The organism is Pantoea sp. SGAir0430 (genome assembly GCF_043549295.1).
In genome coordinates this window covers 1,235,990-1,253,112 of record NZ_CP039427.1, presented here as the reverse complement: position 1 = coordinate 1,253,112, position 17,123 = coordinate 1,235,990, and the positions used below count along the sequence as shown (strand labels likewise).

Below are 17,123 nucleotides of genomic sequence, written 5' to 3'. Positions count from 1 at the left end.
CAGGCTGATTTGGCGAATAGCAAAATGTTCCATGTGCTCCAATCATTTAAAAGGATAATCTCAATGTCCAATCAAGACCAACAGTCGCTAGTGCTCTGGTACAACCAGCTTGGCATGCATGATGTTGATCGGGTAGGGGGCAAGAATGCTTCCCTGGGAGAAATGATTACCAATTTGTCGTCGCTCGGGGTATCCGTGCCAAACGGCTACGCGACGACATCTTACGCTTTTAATCAGTTTCTCGACCAAAGCGGACTGAACCAGCGTATTTATGCATTGCTGGACAACACGGATATTGATGATGTTGCAGCGCTGGCGCAGGCCGGCAAACAGATTCGTCAATGGGTGGTGGATACGCCTTTCCAGCCAGAGCTGGAAGCGGCGATCCGCAGCGCCTATGAACAACTTTCTGCTGATGACGCCGAAGCCTCCTTTGCGGTGCGCTCTTCGGCCACCGCCGAGGATATGCCCGATGCCTCGTTTGCCGGCCAGCAGGAAACTTTCCTTAACGTGCAGGGCTTCGACGCGGTGCTGGTGGCCGTGAAGCACGTATTCGCCTCGCTGTTTAACGATCGCGCCATTTCATACCGCGTGCATCAGGGCTACGACCACCGTGGCGTGGCGCTCTCAGCCGGTGTGCAGCGCATGGTACGTTCCGATCTCGCCTCCTCCGGCGTGATGTTCACCATTGATACCGAATCCGGCTTCGACCAGGTGGTGTTCATCACCTCGGCGTTCGGTCTTGGCGAAATGGTGGTGCAGGGCGCGGTTAACCCGGATGAGTTTTACGTGCACAAACCGACGCTGGCTGCTAATCGCCCGGCGATTGTGCGCCGTACCCTGGGCTCGAAGAAGATCCGCATGGTGTATGCCGATTCGCAGGAGCACGGCGAACAGGTGCGCATTGAGGACGTGGAACAGGAACAGCGAGACCGCTTTAGCCTGACCGATGACGAAGTGCAGGCGCTGGCGCGCCAGGCGGTGCTGATTGAGCAGCACTATAAGCGTCCGATGGATATTGAATGGGCCAAAGATGGCCACACCGGCAAACTGTTCATCGTGCAGGCGCGGCCGGAAACGGTGCGTTCCAACGGACAGGTGATGGAACGCTACAGCCTGCAGGGCAAAGGCAGCGTGCTGGTGGAAGGCCGGGCCATCGGCCATCGCATCGGTGCGGGTGAAGTGAAGGTGATTCACGACATTAGCGAGATGCACCGCATCGAGAAAGGCGATGTGCTGGTCACCGACATGACCGACCCGGACTGGGAGCCGATCATGAAGAAGGCGTCGGCGATCGTCACCAACCGTGGCGGCCGGACCTGTCACGCGGCAATCATTGCGCGCGAGCTGGGCATTCCGGCGGTGGTGGGCTGTGGTGACGCCACCGAGCACCTGAAGGACGGTCATAAGGTCACGGTGTCCTGCGCCGAAGGCGATACCGGCTATGTGTATAACGATCTGCTGGACTTTGAAGTCACCAGCTCGCAGGTTGATACCATGCCGGATCTGCCGCTGAAAATTATGATGAACGTCGGTAACCCGGATCGCGCGTTTGACTTTGCCTGCCTGCCAAATGAAGGCGTTGGGCTGGCGCGTCTGGAGTTCATCATCAACCGCATGATTGGCGTGCACCCGAAAGCCTTGCTGGAGTTTGATCAGCAGACGCCGGAACTGCAGGCGCAGATTGGTCAGATGATGAAAGGCTTTGACGATCCGGTGGAATTCTACATCGCGCGGCTGACCGAAGGGATCGCCACGCTGGGCGCGGCCTTCGCGCCGAAGCGGGTGATTGTGCGGTTGTCGGATTTCAAAACCAACGAGTATGCCAACCTGGTCGGCGGCGAGCGTTACGAGCCGGAAGAGGAAAACCCGATGCTGGGCTTCCGCGGCGCCGGACGCTACGTGGCCGACAGCTTCCGCGACTGCTTTGCGCTGGAGTGCGAAGCTGTGAAGCGCGTGCGCAACGACATGGGGCTGACCAACGTTGAGATCATGGTGCCGTTTGTACGCACCGTCGATCAGGCCGAGGCCGTGGTGGCCGAGCTGGCGAAGCAGGGCCTGAAACGCGGCGAGAACGGACTGAAGGTGATCATGATGTGTGAGATCCCGTCCAACGCGCTGCTGGCAGAGCAGTTCCTGCAGCACTTTGACGGCTTCTCTATCGGCTCCAACGACATGACGCAGCTGGCGCTGGGGCTGGATCGCGACTCCGGCGTGGTGTCGGCGCTGTTTGATGAGCGTAACGATGCGGTGAAGGCGCTGCTGTCGATGTCGATTCAGGCAGCGAAGAAGCAGGGCAAATACGTCGGTATCTGCGGCCAGGGGCCTTCCGATCATCAGGACTTTGCTGCCTGGCTGATGGAGCAGGGCATCGACAGCCTGTCGCTCAACCCGGATACCGTGGTGGAAACCTGGCTGAGCCTGGCTGAGCTGGACGCGGCCAAAGCGTAATCTGTTACACCTGCCTGGTGCCCGGCAACCGTCGGGCACCTGTCCCTTATCCCATCCCACTTTTCAAAACATAAGATTGCCATAAACCCAGCGCTGACGGCGTTCGCCGCCGGGCCGCTCTGTTTATCGCTGAATTGCAGGCAAAAAAAAGCCCATCACAGGGGATGGGCAAAGACTACACACAGCAATTCTTCACTTTACTCAGGGGAAAAAGGTTGTTTAAAAATCAGTGGCTTGATTTAAAACATAGTGAACATGTTATTCACCGCCGCCGCTGGCGTCTTTAAGAATCCTCTTATTAGTTTAAAGCTGATAATCTTTCATTACGTTTTATGACCCATCCGGCACAGGAATCAGTGCGAAAAATAATCATTTTATCGGTGCGATCGGGCTTAAACGCTGAAAAGTGCGTTTTTTCTTAAAAATCACTAATGGAAAAAATTATTGTGCCGCGAAATTAAGTGGTACGGATTAATGAGTGTTAACCACGGCTGACTAATGCAAATCGCGATGGGTGCGGAGAGGGAAAAGCGGATAAGCAAACCGGGCTGGGCGCCCGGTTATGCGTCGGAAGCGCGTTACGGCTGCGGCTCTTCGTGTTCGGCCAGTGCTTCGATGGCCGTTTCCGGATCGTCATCCGGCGCCGGCGCTTCATGCATCCACACCGAAACCAGCCGGTAAGAGACCGCCAGTACGACCGGACCGATAAACAGTCCAATCATACCGAAGGCGATCAGCCCGCCGATGACGCCGGAAAGTATCAGAATCATCGGTAAATCAGCGCCCATGCGAATCAGCATCGGACGCAGCACGTTATCCAGCGTGCCGACTACGCAACTCCACACTAACAGCACCGTGCCCCAGGTGGTGTCACCGCTCCAGTAGAGCCAGATAATTGCCGGCACCAGCACAATCAACGGTCCAAGCTGCACCAGGCAGGTAAGAATCATTAATACGGTCAGCAGCGTGGCATACGGAATGCCGGAAATCGCCAGGCCGATGCCGCCCAGCACGCCCTGCACCAGCGCGGTCACCACCACGCCGAGCGCCACGGCACGGATCGCCTGACCGGCCAGCAGCACGGCGGCGTCACCGCGCCGTCCGCCCATGCGGTAGGCAAAGTGACGGATGCCGAGACCGACCTGCTCACCGCGCCAGTACAGCAGCACGCTGAACAGCAGCATCAGGGCAAGGTGCAGCATGAAACGGCCAAAGTGTCCGGCCTGGGCGACAAAGAAGCCGGTGGTGCGGCCAATATAAGGCTGCACCTGGCTCATGATCGCCGCGCCGCCGCCGTCGATCAGTTTATGGTAGCTGGAATAGAGTTTGCGTCCGGCATAGGGAATATCGCGCAGCCAGGCGAGATCCGGCAGCACCAGATGGCGCTGGGTCGCCCAGGCGATGACCGGCGCGCTGTTATCAATCAGGCTGCTGACCAGCAGCGCGATAGGAATAATAAACAGCAGCAATAGCAGAATCGTCATGGCAATCACCGCCAGCGAACGGCGACCCCACAGCAGTTGCTGCAGACGAATCATCAGCGGCCAGGTGGCAATCACCACCATGCTGGCCCAGGCGAAGCCGAGAATGAACGGCTGCACCACCCACAGACAGGCAATGATCATCAGCAAAATAAACATCAGCGAGAACAACATTTGCGGTAGATCCACACCGCGTTGCAGGCTTTTCATCACAACACAGACCTCAGTAATCCTTCAGGAGGGCGCTCCGCGGCGCCTTCACAATGATGATCTATTTCCTGAAAATTAAACAGAAAAAGCAGCGCGACGCGGCCGTTTTCCTGAAAAAACAGCGGGCGGCAAAAAAATGTGATACAACCAAGAGCTGAAAAAAATTAACCACGCAAACGTTTACAACATCCCGGTCACGAAATAATGATCCCACAGATTTCTCAGGCGCCAGGCCTCGTTCAACTGGTGCTGACATTCCTGCAGTCCCTGAAAGAACAAGGTTTTACCGGCGACACCGCGACCAGCTATGCCGACCGCCTCACGCTCTCCACCGATAACAGCATCTATCAGCTCCTGCCCGATGCGGCGCTGTTTCCGCGTTCAACGGCGGACGTGGCGCTGATCGCCCGACTGGCTGGTGAGCCGCGTTTCAACAGCCTGGTGTTTACCCCGCGCGGCGGCGGTACCGGCACTAACGGGCAGTCGCTCAATCAGGGCATTGTGGTCGACATGTCGCGCTACATGAACCGCATCCTCGAGATCAACACCGAGCAGGGCTGGGTGCGGGTTGAAGCCGGCGTGGTGAAGGACCAGCTCAACGCCTGGCTCAGGCCGTACGGCTTTTTCTTCTCTCCGGAGCTGTCGACCAGTAACCGCGCCACGCTGGGCGGCATGATCAATACCGATGCCTCCGGTCAGGGATCGCTGGTGTATGGCAAAACCTCCGATCACGTCGAAGGCCTGCGTGCCGTGCTGCTGGGCGGCGAAATTCTTGATACGCGCGCCATGCCGACCGCGCTGGCGGAACAGCTGGCCACGACGCCGACCGCTGAAGGGCGCATCTATAAAGCAGTGCTTAACCGCTGCCGCGAGCAGCGTGAGCTGATTCTGGCAAAATTCCCCAAACTGAACCGCTTCCTCACCGGTTATGACCTGCGCCATGTGTTCAGTGATGATTTGCAAACTTTCGACCTGACGCGCCTGTTGTGCGGCGCCGAAGGTACGCTGGCCTTTATCACCGAAGCCCGGCTGGATATCACACCCATTCCCAAAGTGCGCCGGCTGGTGAACATTAAGTACGATTCATTCGATTCCGCTCTGCGCAATGCGCCTTTTATGGTCGAGGCGCAGGCCCTGTCGGTGGAGACGGTGGATTCGAAAGTGCTGAACCTGGCGCGCGAGGATATCGTCTGGCATTCGGTCAGCGAGCTGATCACCGATGTGCCAGGTAAAGAGATGCTCGGCCTGAATATTGTCGAGTTTGCCGGCGACGATGCGGCGCTGATTGCGCAGCAGGTGACCACGCTGTGCGCGCGGCTGGATGAGCTGATGGCGCAGCAGCAGGGTGGCGTGATGGGCTATCAGCTGTGTGATGATCTGGCGGGCATTGAGCGCATCTATAACATGCGTAAAAAAGCGGTAGGTCTGCTTGGCAACGCCAAAGGGCGCGCCAAACCGATTCCGTTCGTGGAAGACACCGCCGTGCCGCCGGAGCATCTGGCGGATTACATTGTGGATTTTCGTGCGCTGCTCGACAGCCACGGCCTGAGCTATGGCATGTTTGGTCACGTGGATGCCGGCGTGCTGCACGTGCGTCCGGCGCTGGACATGTGCGATCCGCAGCAGGAGATGCTGATGAAGCAGATCTCGGACGAAGTGGTGGCGCTTACCGCGCGCTACGGCGGTCTGCTGTGGGGCGAGCACGGCAAAGGCTTTCGCGCCCAGTACAGTCCGGCGTTCTTTGGCGAAACGCTGTTTAATGAGCTGCGTCGCATCAAAGCGGCGTTCGATCCGGATAACCGTCTCAACCCCGGCAAAATCTGTACGCCGCTGGGTAACGACGAACCCATGATGCAGGTCGATGCCGCCACGCGCGGCAGCTGGGATCGCCAGATTCCGCTGACGGTACGCAATGACTGGCGCGGCGCGATGGAGTGTAACGGCAACGGACTGTGCTTTAACTTTGACGTGCGCAGCCCGATGTGCCCGTCGATGAAAATCACCCGTAACCGTATCCACTCGCCAAAAGGACGCGCCACGCTAACGCGTGAGTGGCTGCGCCTGCTGGCGGAGCAGGGCGTCGACCCGCTTAAGCTGGAGCAGGCCTTGCCAGCACAGGGCGCCAGCCTGCGCAGTCTGATTCAGCGCACGCGCAATTCGTGGCATGCGAAGCAGGGCGAATATGACTTCTCGCATGAAGTGAAAGAGGCGATGTCCGGCTGCCTGGCGTGTAAAGCCTGTTCGACCCAGTGCCCGATTAAAATCGATGTGCCGAACTTCCGCTCGCGCTTCCTGCAGCTTTATCACACCCGCTATCTGCGCCCGGTCAGCGACCATCTGGTGGCGTCGGTTGAAAGCTATGCGCCGCTGATGGCGAAAGCACCGCGGGTGTTCAACTTCTTCCTGAAACAGCCGTGGATGCGCGACCTCAGCCAGCGCCACATCGGCATGGTGGATCTGCCGCTGCTCTCCTCGCCGAGCCTGAAGCAGCAGCTGAGCGGCCACCCGGCGATGCGGGTCACGCTGGAGCAACTGGAGGCGATGGATGCGGCCCAGCGCGAACAGCACGTGCTGGTGGTGCAGGATCCGTTTACCAGCTATTACGAAGCGCAGCTGGTGACCGATTTCATCCGGCTGATTGAAAAACTCGGCTACCGGCCGGTGCTGCTGCCGTTCTCACCTAACGGGAAAGCGCAGCACGTGAAAGGTTTTCTGCAGCGCTTTGCCCGCACCGCCGGCAAAACCGCCGAATTCCTCAACCGGGTGGCGCAGCTCGGTGTGCCAATGGTCGGTGTCGATCCGGCCACGGTATTGTGCTATCGCGACGAATATCAGCAGGTGCTGGGCGAGCAGCGCGGCGCGTTCAGTGTGCAGCTGGTGCATGAATGGCTGCACGGCGTGCTGGCCGGGCGCGAGGTGCAGATCGCCAGCGGCGAAGCCTGGTATCTGTTTGCCCACTGCACTGAGGTCACGGCGCTGCCGTCAACGCCCAATCAGTGGCAGGCTATTTTTGCCCGTTTTGGCGCGAAGCTGGAGAACATCAACGTGGGCTGCTGTGGCATGGCCGGCACTTATGGTCACGAGAGTAAAAACCTGGCCAACTCGCTGGGCATTTATGAACTGTCGTGGCATCCGCAACTGCAGAAGCTGCCGCGTCAGCGCTGTCTGGCGACCGGCTTCTCCTGCCGCAGCCAGGTGAAACGCGCCGAGGGCAACGGTATGCGCCATCCGCTACAGGCTTTGCTGGAATTGATGTAAACAAATTGTAGGAGCCGTCACAAAGCTGGATTAGAATATCCAGCCTGCGTGGCGGACGAAATCACTTTGCAGGCGGGTCGCCTGGTCCCAGTCGCCGCTGAGCGCCAGTTGATGACACAAACGGGTCAGCGACAGGCGCGCCAGCTGGTAAGCCTGAATACGGAACAGGCGATCGCGATCGGCATTGCCCATCTCCTGTACTAAGCGGTGGTGCAGCTTGCCCATCGCGTGCAGGTAGCTGTGATCGTCGCCGTTCAGCTGGCAGATTTCGGCCATGTCGAGACAGGTATCGTTAAAACGACGCAGTTGTTCAATGGAACAATCGGTGCGGTTGAGCTTTGCCTGAGCCAGATAGAAGTCGACGGTGATATCGCGGACCGAAAACTTATATTCGTCGATTTTGTGTTGTAACCAGGCTGAGACGGAAAGCGTCATGTCGCCACCCAAAGTAGGTTAATGATAATCATTATCATATTAAACCGCGCCAGGAATGCAATTCCCGCCGTGAAATTTTATTGATTTCCTTTGCCTGTTACAAAAATCGGCAATAACAATCTCTTTACATTCAGCAAAGGCGTAACCTATCAATCAGAGCATAAACGTAAAAAGCGAACTGGAAAATTTACGGCTTATGAACAGGTTACGTTTTGACGGCGCGCGCGGGAATGGCGCGCACAAGCTGGTGGGAAGGGACTATGCTTAATAAAGCAGCAGTAAAAAACAGCACGAGATGATTATCCCTGCAAAACAAGAGGTTGAAGTGATATGTGATATCACTACCATAGGGGGATAGCCTGAAAAGGCCCAGACTTACGAGGTAGCACTATGTCATCAGTAAATGCAGCGTCTTTTTCACCTGACGAATTCGTCTGGAAAGGGCTCACGCTGACCGAGTCGGCAGCGAAACAGATTCTCAGCCTGGTGGAACAGGACCCGGAAGTTAAGGGCCTGAAACTGGGTGTGAAACAGTCCGGCTGTGCCGGTTTTGGGTACGTTATGGATCTGGTGAAAGCGCCTGCCGATGACGACCTGCAGTTCGAGCAATATGGCGCAAAACTGTTTGTGCCGCTTCAGGCGATGCCGTTTGTTGACGGTACCGAGCTGGATTATGTCCGCGAAGGCCTGAACCAGATTTTTAAATTCAACAACCCTAAAGCTCAGCACGCCTGCGGGTGCGGTGAAAGCTTTGGCGTCGAGTAAGTGAAATATGTCACGACACAGCGAAGCATCTGACGATGTACAAACCTGGGAAGGCAGCCTGAACTATAAAGAAGGCTTCTTCACCCAGCTGCAAACCGACGAACTGGCACACGGCATCAATGAAGATGTGGTGCGTGCCATTTCGGCCAAACGTAACGAACCCGAGTGGATGCTGGAGTTCCGTCTCAAGGCGTTTCGCGCCTGGCTGGAGATGGAAGAGCCACACTGGCTGAAAGCGCACTACGACAAGCTCGATTATCAGGATTACAGCTACTATTCCGCGCCGTCCTGCGGCAATTGCGATGACAGCTGTGCCTCTGAACCGGGTGCCACCCAGACGTCCGGCAGCGTCGCCTCCAGCGATTACCTGACCAAAGAAGTGGAAGACGCGTTTAACCAGCTGGGCGTGCCGGTGCGTGAAGGCAGAGAAGTGGCGGTGGACGCCATTTTCGACTCGGTGTCCGTGTCGACCACTTATCGTGACAAGCTGGCTGAGCAGGGCATTATTTTCTGCTCCTTCGGTGAAGCGATCCACGATCATCCGGAGCTGGTACAGAAGTATCTTGGCACCGTGGTGCCGCACAACGATAACTTCTTTGCTGCGCTCAACTCGGCGGTGGCGTCCGACGGTACCTTCGTCTACATCCCGAAAGGCGTGCGTTGCCCGATGGAGCTGTCGACCTATTTCCGCATCAACGCGGCGAAAACCGGCCAGTTCGAACGTACCATTCTGATTGCTGATGAAGACAGCTACGTCAGCTACATCGAAGGCTGTTCAGCGCCGGTGCGCGACACCTACCAGCTGCACGCAGCGGTGGTTGAAGTGATCATCCACAAAAACGCCGAAGTGAAATACTCCACGGTGCAGAACTGGTTCCCGGGCGGAGAAGGCGAGGGCGGTATCCTCAACTTCGTGACCAAGCGTGCGCTGTGTGAAGGCGAGCACAGCAAGATGTCGTGGACGCAGTCCGAGACCGGCTCAGCCATCACCTGGAAATACCCGAGCTGCATCCTGCGCGGTGATTACTCAGTGGGCGAATTCTACTCCGTCGCGCTGACCAGCGGTCGCCAGCAGGCCGATACCGGTACCAAGATGATTCACATTGGTAAAAACACCAAATCGACCATCATCTCGAAAGGTATCTCGGCTGGTAAGAGCCAGAACACCTACCGCGGTCTGGTGAAAATCATGCCGACTGCGACTAACGCGCGTAACTTCACCCAGTGTGACTCGATGCTGATTGGACCGGACTGCGGTGCGCACACCTTCCCGTATGTGGAAACGCGCAACAACAGCGCGCAGCTTGAGCACGAAGCCACGACGTCTCGCATCGGTGAAGATCAGATGTTCTACTGCCTGCAGCGCGGCATTAGCGAAGAAGATGCGATCTCGATGATCGTCAACGGCTTCTGCAAAGACGTTTTCTCCGAGCTGCCACTGGAATTCGCCGTGGAAGCGCAAAAACTGTTAGCGATCAGCCTTGAGCACAGTGTCGGCTGATGCCACACGCGTTGCCGGAAGCAATGTGAAGGAAAGAGTATGTTAAGCATTAAAGATTTACAGGTTAGCGTTGAAGACAAAGAGATTTTGCGCGGTCTGAACCTCGAGGTTAAGCCGGGCGAAGTGCATGCCATCATGGGCCCGAACGGTTCCGGCAAGAGCACCCTGTCTGCCACGCTGGCCGGTCGTGAAGATTATGAAATCACCGGCGGTTCCGTGACCTTTAAAGGCAAAGACCTGCTGGAGCTGGAGCCGGAAGAGCGTGCCGGTGAGGGCATCTTCATGGCGTTTCAGTACCCGGTCGAGATCCCGGGCGTCAGCAACCAGTTTTTCCTGCAGACTTCGGTCAATGCGGTACGTAAATACCGTGAGCAGGAAGAGCTGGACCGTTTCGACTTCCAGGACTTCATCGAAGACAAGATCAAGCTGCTGAAGATGCCGGAAGATCTGCTGACCCGTTCCGTCAACGTCGGCTTCTCCGGCGGTGAGAAGAAGCGTAACGACATCCTGCAGATGGCGGCGCTGGAGCCTGAGCTGTGCATCCTCGATGAAACCGACTCCGGTCTGGATATCGATGCGCTGAAAATTGTTGCAGAAGGCGTTAACAGCCTGCGCGACGGCAAGCGCTCATTCATCATCGTAACGCACTACCAGCGCATCCTGGATTACATCAAGCCAGATCACGTGCACGTGCTGTATCAGGGCAAAATCGTGAAGTCTGGCGACTTTACGCTGGTGAAACAGCTGGAGGAGCAAGGCTATGGCTGGCTTACCGACCAGGAGTGATAACGCGCTGCAGCAGTGGCATCACCTGTTTGAGTCACGCGGCGAACAGCGTTCGCTGCAGGCACAGCAGCACTGGCAGCAACTGATGCGTGTTGGCCTGCCGACGCGCAAGCATGAAAACTGGAAATACACCGCGCTGGACAGCCTGCTGGCACAGCAGTTCGTGCAGGCGGAAGCGCCAGGCGTGAGCGCTGAGCAGGTGGCTGCGCTGGCGCTGCCGCTGGACGCGATTTGCCTGGTGTTCGTCGACGGTCGCTTCCAGCCTGAGCTGAGCGCGCGTGACACCGGTCTGTTTGACGTGCAGCACAGCCGTGCCGCTGAGCGACGTCCGTTACCGGCTGCGGTACAGCCGGAGGTGTTCCTGCACCTGACGGAAAGTCTGGCGGAAGAGGTGACCTCGATTCGTCTGCCGCGCGGCAAAGCTGCAGCGCAGCCGCTCTATCTGCTGCACATTACCAGCGGCCAGGCGGATGCGCTCAACACGGTGCATCATCGTCACCATCTGGAGCTGGAGTCCGGCGCGGAAGCGCAGGTGATCGAGCATTACGTGACGCTGAATGGCAGCGCCCACTTCACCGGCGCGCGCTTTACCTTTGTGGTGGGCGACAATGCGCAGCTGAAGCATACCAAGCTGGCGTTTGAAGAGAGCAGCAGCTACCACTTTGCGCACAACGACATCGTGATTGGCCGTGACGCGCAGGTGAGCAGCACCAGCTTCCTGCTGGGTGCCGGTTTGTCGCGTCACAACACCAGCGTGCAGCTGAACGGTGAGAACACCCAGCTGTCGCTGAACAGCCTGGTGCTGCCGGTAGGCAGCGAAGTGGCGGATACGCGCAGCTATCTGGAGCACAACAAAGGCCACTGCCTGAGTCGCCAACTGCACAAAACCATTTCGCGTGACAAAGGGCGCTCGGTGTTTAACGGCCACATCAAAGTGGCACAGCACGCGCTGAAAACTGATGGCCAGATGACCAACAACAACCTGTTGCTCGGTCGCCTGGCGGAAGTGGACACCAAGCCGCAGCTGGAAATCTACGCCGATGACGTCAAGTGCAGCCATGGCGCGACTATCGGTCGCATCGACGATGAGCAGATGTTCTACCTGCGCTCGCGCGGCATCGCCGAAGACGCGGCGCAGCAGATGATCATCCATGCTTTCGCCGCTGAACTGACGGAAGCGCTGGAAGATGACGCGCTGCGTCAGGTGGTACTGCAACGTATTACCGATCGTTTCCCGGGAGTTGAGTCATGAGTTTCGATCTCGAACGAGTCAGAGCGGAGTTTCCGATTCTGAGTCGTGAGGTCAACGGACATCCGCTGGCCTACCTTGACAGCGCGGCCAGCGCACAGCGCCCGCTCGCGGTGATCAACGCGGAAAGTCACTTCTATCAACACGGCTATGCGGCCGTGCACCGTGGCATTCACTCGCTGAGCGCACAGGCGACCAGCGACATGGAAAACGTGCGTGCCCAGGCGGCGCGTTTTCTGCGTGCCGCTGCGCCGGAAGAGATCATCTTCGTGAAAGGCACCACCGAAGGCATCAATCTGGTGGCCAACAGCTGGGGCGGCAGTCAGCTGCAGCCGGGCGATAACCTGATCGTCACCGAGATGGAGCACCACGCCAATATCGTGCCGTGGCAGATGGTGGCCCAGCGCACCGGCGCGGAAATCCGCGTGCTGCCACTTAACGACAACGGCGAGCTGGCGCTGGAACAGCTGGCGGGGCTGATCGACAGCCGTACGCGCCTGCTGGCCGTGACGCATGTTTCCAACGTGCTCGGCACGGTTAACCCGGTGAAAGCCATCGTGGCGCAGGCGAAAGCCGCGGGCGTGGTGACGCTGGTAGACGGCGCTCAGGCTGTGATGCACCATCCCGTTGACGTGCAGGATATCGGCTGCGATTTCTACGTGTTCTCCGGCCATAAAATCTATGGGCCGACCGGGATTGGCGTGCTGTACGCGCGTAAGGCGCTGCAGGAGATCATGCCACCGTGGGAAGGCGGCGGTTCGATGATCGATCAGGTCATGCTGCCCACCGGCACCACCTGGAATGGCGCACCGTGGCGCTTTGAGGCCGGCACGCCGAACACCGGCGGCATTATCGGTCTCGGCGCGGCGCTGACGTGGATCAGCGAACTCGGTCTGGAGACGATCCATCAGCGCGAGAGCCAGCTGATGCGTTACGCGCTGGACAAGCTGGCGTCGGTGCCGGACCTGGTTATTTACGGCCCGGCCGAGCGCAGCGGCGTGGTGGCGTTTAACCTCGGTAAGCACCACGCGTTTGACGTTGGCAGCTTCCTCGACCAGTACGGCATTGCCATCCGCACCGGCCACCACTGTGCCATGCCGCTGATGCGTCATTATGCGGTGCCCGCGATGTGTCGCGCCTCTTTCGCGCTCTACAATAGCGAAGAGGAAGCCGATCGCCTGGCGGCTGGCCTGACGCGCATTCATCGTCTGCTGGGCGGTTGAGCAGATTTCAGGAGTTATGCATGGCAAACCTGCCAGAAAAAGAGAAACTGGTGCGCAACTTCAATCGTTGCGCCAACTGGGAAGAGAAGTACCTCTACATCATTGAACTCGGGGCAAAATTACCAGAATCCTCTGAAAGCTTGCATCAGCCGCAGTACGTCATTTCCGGCTGTCAGAGTCAGGTATGGATTCGCATGACCCCACAGGCAGACGGCACCATTGCTTTTGAAGGTGACAGCGATGCCGCCATCGTTAAGGGTTTGATTGCCGTGGTATTTAGCCTGTATCAGGGGCTGAAAGCGCCAGAGATTCTGGCACTGGATGTCGCCCACTGGTTTGGCGAACTGGCCCTGACGCAACACCTCACCCCTTCGCGTTCGCAGGGGCTGGAAGCGATGATTCGCGCGATCCGGCATAACGCACAGTCTCTCAGCTAAGTTACACTCTCCAGACCCCGGCCATGACCGGGGTCTGTTCCATCCGACAAAGAGAAAATTGCATGAAACCTGCGCTTCGTTTAGCCGGTGCATTGCTGTTGTCCTGTTTCGGACTGTCTGCACCTGCGTTTGCTACGGAATACCCCCTGCCAGCCGCTGATAGCCGTTTGATTGGCGAAAACACCCTGACCACCGTCCCGGATGACAAACGGCCGCTGGAGAGCATTGCCGCGCGTTATAAGATAGGCATGCTTGGCATGCTGGAAGCCAATCCGGGCGTCGACCCCTGGCTGCCGAAAGCCGGAACGCAGCTTACCGTGCCGCTGCAGATGCTGCTGCCGGATGCGCCGCGCGAAGGCATCGTGATCAACCTGGCCGAACTGCGCCTCTACTACTATCCCAAAGGGGAAAATCGCGTCGTGGTTTATCCGATCGGCATCGGTCAGTTGGGTGCCGCCACGCCGAGCATGGTGACGAGTATCAGCCAGAAAATCCCTAACCCCACCTGGACGCCCACCGTCAATATCCGCAAACGCTACGCCAAAGAGGGCATCACGCTGCCCGCGATGGTGCCTGCCGGGCCGGATAACCCGATGGGGCTGTTTGCGTTGCGTCTGGCGCGCGGCAGCGGCCAGTATCTGATTCACGGCACCAACGCCGACTTCGGCATCGGGATGCGCGTCAGCTCCGGCTGTATTCGTTTGCGCCCGGACGATATCGAAGCGCTGTTTAACAGCGTGTCGCAGGGTACACGCGTACAGGTGATTAACCAGCCGATCAAATATGCCATCGAACCCGACGGCAAACGCTACATCGAGGTACACCAGCCGCTGTCGCGTAATGAACAGGACGATCCGCAGACCATGCCAATTGCGCTGAGCGCGCCGCTGAAAGCCTTTATAAAGAGTGCGAAGAGCGACAGTGCGCTGATTAAGGCGGCGATTGAACGTCGTTCAGGCATGCCGGTGCTGGTGAGCAGTGGGGAACCGGTGAGTGAGGCGACGCCGCTGCCGGCAGTGCTGCAGACGCAGCAGGGGGCAACAGGCGGTGCGCAAGCCACCATCAGTCAGGCGCAGGGCGAAGCCGCTGCGACACCGTGATTCAGGGCCAGCGGACGGCAGAATCCGGACAAAAAAAATGGTGCCACAAGGGCACCATTTTTCAAACCAGAACTCTTACTTACGGTAAGAGTGAGCCTGGTTGTCCAGACGCTGGTTAGCGCGAGCTGCGTCGTCTTTAGCAGCCTGAACGTCAGAACGGATTGCGTTCACGTCGTTGCTCAGCTGGTCAACTTTAGCGTTCAGAGTCTGAACGTCTGAAGACAGCTGGTCGATTTTAGCGTTGCTTGAGCAACCAGCCAGCAGAGTTGAACCCAGGATTACCGCGCCCAGTACCAGTTTAGTACGATTCATTATTTATACCCTCTAGATTGAGTTAATCTCCATGTAGCGTTACAAGTATTACACAAAGCTTTTTAAGTTGAGAATAAATTTTTGATGAGAACATGCTTAAATTTGATCGTTCGCTCAAAGAAGCAGCGTTTCGCAGAACATGATGAAAATATTTAGCGAAAACAGAGAGATTTAATCGGATTAACCTTAATTCTGCGGGATATTGAATAGTTATTATCGATTGGAATTTTCCGCTTTCTGTCTCAGGCGCGGAATAAAAAAAGCGCCCCGAAAGGCGCTCTTTTAAATAAACATCACCGGCTCGATCAGAGTACGTGCACCGACGCGGTGTTGGTGGTTCCGCTCGGTACCAGCGCACCCGAAACCATCACCACGACATCGCCTTTCTGCGCGTAGCCGCTCTGCAGCGCCATCTCTTTGCCGATGCGGTAGAAATCATCGGTCGAGGCGATTTCGCTCACCAGACGCGTTTCAATCCCTTTGCTGAGGATCAGCTGACGCGCAGTGGTCTGGTTAGTGGTCAGGGCCAGAATGGTGGCATCCGGGAAGTATTTACGCACGGATTTAGCCGACTTACCGCCTTCGGTCGCCACCACAATCACCGGCGCTTCCAGTTTCTCAGCGGTCTCAACGGCGCCACGGCACACTGCTTCAGTGATACGCAGCTTGCGCGAATCCTGCAGGGAATCGATGCGCGATTTCATCACGCGATCGGTACGCTCGCAGATGGTCGCCATGATGGTGACCGACTCCAGCGGGTATTTACCCTTGGCGCTCTCACCGGACAGCATCACTGCGTCGGTACCATCGAGGATGGCGTTGGCCACGTCGCCGGCTTCAGCACGGGTAGGGCGCGGGTTCTTGATCATCGAATCCAGCATCTGCGTCGCGGTGATTACCACTTTGCGCGCTTTATTACACTTCTTGATCATCATCTTCTGCGCGAAGATCACTTCTTCAACCGGGATTTCCACACCGAGGTCACCACGCGCGACCATGATGCCGTCAGAGGCTTCCAGGATCTCGTCGAAGTTGTTCAGGCCTTCCTGGTTTTCGATTTTGGAGATGATCTGAATGTGCTCACCGCCGTGGGCTTTCAGGTGCTCACGGATTTCCAGCACGTCAGAACGTTTACGGATGAAGGAAGCCGCAACGAAATCCACGCCTTGCTCGCAGCCGAAGATCAGGTCGCGCTTGTCTTTTTCCGCCAGTGCCGGCAGCTGAATGGACACGCCTGGCAGGTTGACGCCTTTGTTTTCGCCAAGGTCGCCATTGTTCAGCACTTTACACACCACGGTGTTTTCCGTGACTTCGGTGACTTCCATGCCGATCAGACCATCGTCGACCAGCACGGTGTTACCAATTTTCAGGTCTTCGGTGAAACCGGCGTAAGTAACGGCAACGCGCTCGCTGTTACCAATCACTGACTGATCGGTGGTGAAGGTGAAGGTCTGGCCAGCTTTCAGGGACACATCGTTGCCACCGTCCAGTTTCATGGTACGGATTTCCGGGCCTTTGGTGTCCAGCAGAATCGCGGCCTGGCGACCGGTTTTTTCCATGACGGCACGCATGTTGGTGATGCGCTGACCATGTTCGGCATAATCCCCGTGAGAGAAGTTCAGGCGCATGACGTTCATGCCCGCTTCCAGCAGTTGAGTCAGCATCTCTTCGGATTCGGTTTTCGGACCGATAGTACAAACGATCTTGGTCTTTTTCATGTCAGATTTCTGTAAGTTGTGATGGATGATAAAGGTCGGGGTTCGATGCGTCTGGCACCGAAGTAAAAATCTGTTTGGTGTTGGTACGTTTACCACAGAAGTAAGAATAGGTGACGACGGCTAAGCGTGCAGAGAAGTTATGCGCCGGGCGGAGAGACCGTAGCGACGGCGTTGCGCAAATGATGTAAGTGGCTGGC

General features: G+C 57.3%; 13 protein-coding genes and 1 other RNA gene. 9 read left to right on the top strand and 5 right to left on the bottom strand.

All coding sequences use genetic code 11. The annotated features are described in order from the left end of the window. Nucleotides 1-63 precede the first annotated feature (63 nt). A complete protein-coding gene (ppsA, locus tag E7738_RS05995; protein WP_058757679.1) occupies nt 64-2,451 on the top strand; it encodes a phosphoenolpyruvate synthase in 2,388 nt (795 codons plus the stop codon). A gap of 140 nt (nt 2,452-2,591) precedes the next feature. Here the strand turns inward: ppsA and rprA are convergent. Beyond that, nucleotides 2,592-2,699, bottom strand: an RNA gene (gene rprA / locus E7738_RS05990) — antisense sRNA RprA. A 330-nt stretch (nt 2,700-3,029) separates the two neighbouring features. After that, nucleotides 3,030-4,142: an AI-2E family transporter YdiK gene (gene ydiK / locus E7738_RS05985; protein WP_021506235.1), complete on the bottom strand. Its 1,113-nt coding sequence runs from the start codon at nt 4,140-4,142 to the stop codon at nt 3,030-3,032. Nucleotides 4,143-4,346: 204 nt separating this feature from the next. Between ydiK and E7738_RS05980 the strand changes: the two genes are divergently transcribed. After that, nucleotides 4,347-7,400 carry a D-2-hydroxyglutarate dehydrogenase YdiJ gene (locus E7738_RS05980; protein WP_152391073.1) on the top strand — a complete coding sequence of 1,018 codons (3,054 nt, stop codon included), beginning with the start codon at nt 4,347-4,349 and terminating at the stop codon, nt 7,398-7,400. A 30-nt stretch (nt 7,401-7,430) separates the two neighbouring features. Here the strand turns inward: E7738_RS05980 and E7738_RS05975 are convergent, their stop codons facing one another. Further along, entirely contained in the window at nt 7,431-7,835 is a 405-nt protein-coding gene (locus tag E7738_RS05975; protein WP_021506233.1) for a hypothetical protein, read from the bottom strand. A gap of 390 nt (nt 7,836-8,225) precedes the next feature. Between E7738_RS05975 and sufA the strand changes: the two genes are divergently transcribed. From sufA to E7738_RS05940, 7 genes are all read left to right on the top strand, one after another. Next, entirely contained in the window at nt 8,226-8,600 is a 375-nt protein-coding gene (sufA, locus tag E7738_RS05970) for a Fe-S cluster assembly scaffold SufA (protein ID WP_010616252.1), read from the top strand. A 7-nt stretch (nt 8,601-8,607) separates the two neighbouring features. After that, on the top strand, nt 8,608-10,101 hold the full coding sequence (sufB, locus tag E7738_RS05965; RefSeq protein ID WP_021506232.1) for a Fe-S cluster assembly protein SufB: 1,494 nt from the start codon (nt 8,608-8,610) through the stop codon (nt 10,099-10,101). Between the two features lie 39 nt (nt 10,102-10,140). Next, entirely contained in the window at nt 10,141-10,887 is a 747-nt protein-coding gene (gene sufC / locus E7738_RS05960) for a Fe-S cluster assembly ATPase SufC (RefSeq protein WP_021506231.1), read from the top strand. Next, the gene (gene sufD / locus E7738_RS05955) at nt 10,862-12,139 is read left to right on the top strand and encodes a Fe-S cluster assembly protein SufD (protein WP_394516205.1); all 1,278 of its coding nucleotides are present in this window, start codon (nt 10,862-10,864) and stop codon (nt 12,137-12,139) included. The genes sufC and sufD overlap by 26 nt, the downstream gene beginning before the upstream one ends. Then, nucleotides 12,136-13,359 carry a cysteine desulfurase SufS gene (gene sufS / locus E7738_RS05950; RefSeq protein WP_338670297.1) on the top strand — a complete coding sequence of 408 codons (1,224 nt, stop codon included), beginning with the start codon at nt 12,136-12,138 and terminating at the stop codon, nt 13,357-13,359. The genes sufD and sufS overlap by 4 nt, the downstream gene beginning before the upstream one ends. Nucleotides 13,360-13,379: 20 nt before the next feature. Then, a complete protein-coding gene (gene sufE / locus E7738_RS05945) occupies nt 13,380-13,796 on the top strand; it encodes a cysteine desulfuration protein SufE (protein WP_021506228.1) in 417 nt (138 codons plus the stop codon). A gap of 62 nt (nt 13,797-13,858) precedes the next feature. Continuing rightward, a complete protein-coding gene (locus tag E7738_RS05940) occupies nt 13,859-14,896 on the top strand; it encodes a L,D-transpeptidase family protein (protein ID WP_394516204.1) in 1,038 nt (345 codons plus the stop codon). 75 nt (nt 14,897-14,971) lie between these two features. On the opposite strand, the gene E7738_RS05935 is transcribed toward E7738_RS05940, so the two are convergent. After that, the gene (locus E7738_RS05935; RefSeq protein ID WP_007374746.1) at nt 14,972-15,208 is read right to left on the bottom strand and encodes a major outer membrane lipoprotein; all 237 of its coding nucleotides are present in this window, start codon (nt 15,206-15,208) and stop codon (nt 14,972-14,974) included. Nucleotides 15,209-15,513: 305 nt separating this feature from the next. Next, a complete protein-coding gene (gene pykF / locus E7738_RS05930; protein WP_021506226.1) occupies nt 15,514-16,926 on the bottom strand; it encodes a pyruvate kinase PykF in 1,413 nt (470 codons plus the stop codon). Nucleotides 16,927-17,123 lie beyond the last annotated feature (197 nt).

Excerpts from the sequence above, each read along its gene's own strand:
- sufA (WP_010616252.1), top strand. The coding sequence starts at position 8,226 with ATGTCATCAGTAAATGCAGCGTCTTTTTCACCTGACGAATTCGTCTGG.
- sufD (WP_394516205.1), top strand. The coding sequence starts at position 10,862 with ATGGCTGGCTTACCGACCAGGAGTGATAACGCGCTGCAGCAGTGGCAT.
- sufB (WP_021506232.1), top strand. The coding sequence starts at position 8,608 with ATGTCACGACACAGCGAAGCATCTGACGATGTACAAACCTGGGAAGGC.
- sufC (WP_021506231.1), top strand. The coding sequence starts at position 10,141 with ATGTTAAGCATTAAAGATTTACAGGTTAGCGTTGAAGACAAAGAGATT.
- ppsA (WP_058757679.1), top strand. The coding sequence starts at position 64 with ATGTCCAATCAAGACCAACAGTCGCTAGTGCTCTGGTACAACCAGCTT.
- E7738_RS05980 (WP_152391073.1), top strand. The coding sequence starts at position 4,347 with ATGATCCCACAGATTTCTCAGGCGCCAGGCCTCGTTCAACTGGTGCTG.
- E7738_RS05940 (WP_394516204.1), top strand. The coding sequence starts at position 13,859 with ATGAAACCTGCGCTTCGTTTAGCCGGTGCATTGCTGTTGTCCTGTTTC.
- E7738_RS05935 (WP_007374746.1), bottom strand. The coding sequence starts at position 15,208 with ATGAATCGTACTAAACTGGTACTGGGCGCGGTAATCCTGGGTTCAACT.
- pykF (WP_021506226.1), bottom strand. The coding sequence starts at position 16,926 with ATGAAAAAGACCAAGATCGTTTGTACTATCGGTCCGAAAACCGAATCC.
- sufS (WP_338670297.1), top strand. The coding sequence starts at position 12,136 with ATGAGTTTCGATCTCGAACGAGTCAGAGCGGAGTTTCCGATTCTGAGT.
- ydiK (WP_021506235.1), bottom strand. The coding sequence starts at position 4,142 with ATGAAAAGCCTGCAACGCGGTGTGGATCTACCGCAAATGTTGTTCTCG.
- sufE (WP_021506228.1), top strand. The coding sequence starts at position 13,380 with ATGGCAAACCTGCCAGAAAAAGAGAAACTGGTGCGCAACTTCAATCGT.
- E7738_RS05975 (WP_021506233.1), bottom strand. The coding sequence starts at position 7,835 with ATGACGCTTTCCGTCTCAGCCTGGTTACAACACAAAATCGACGAATAT.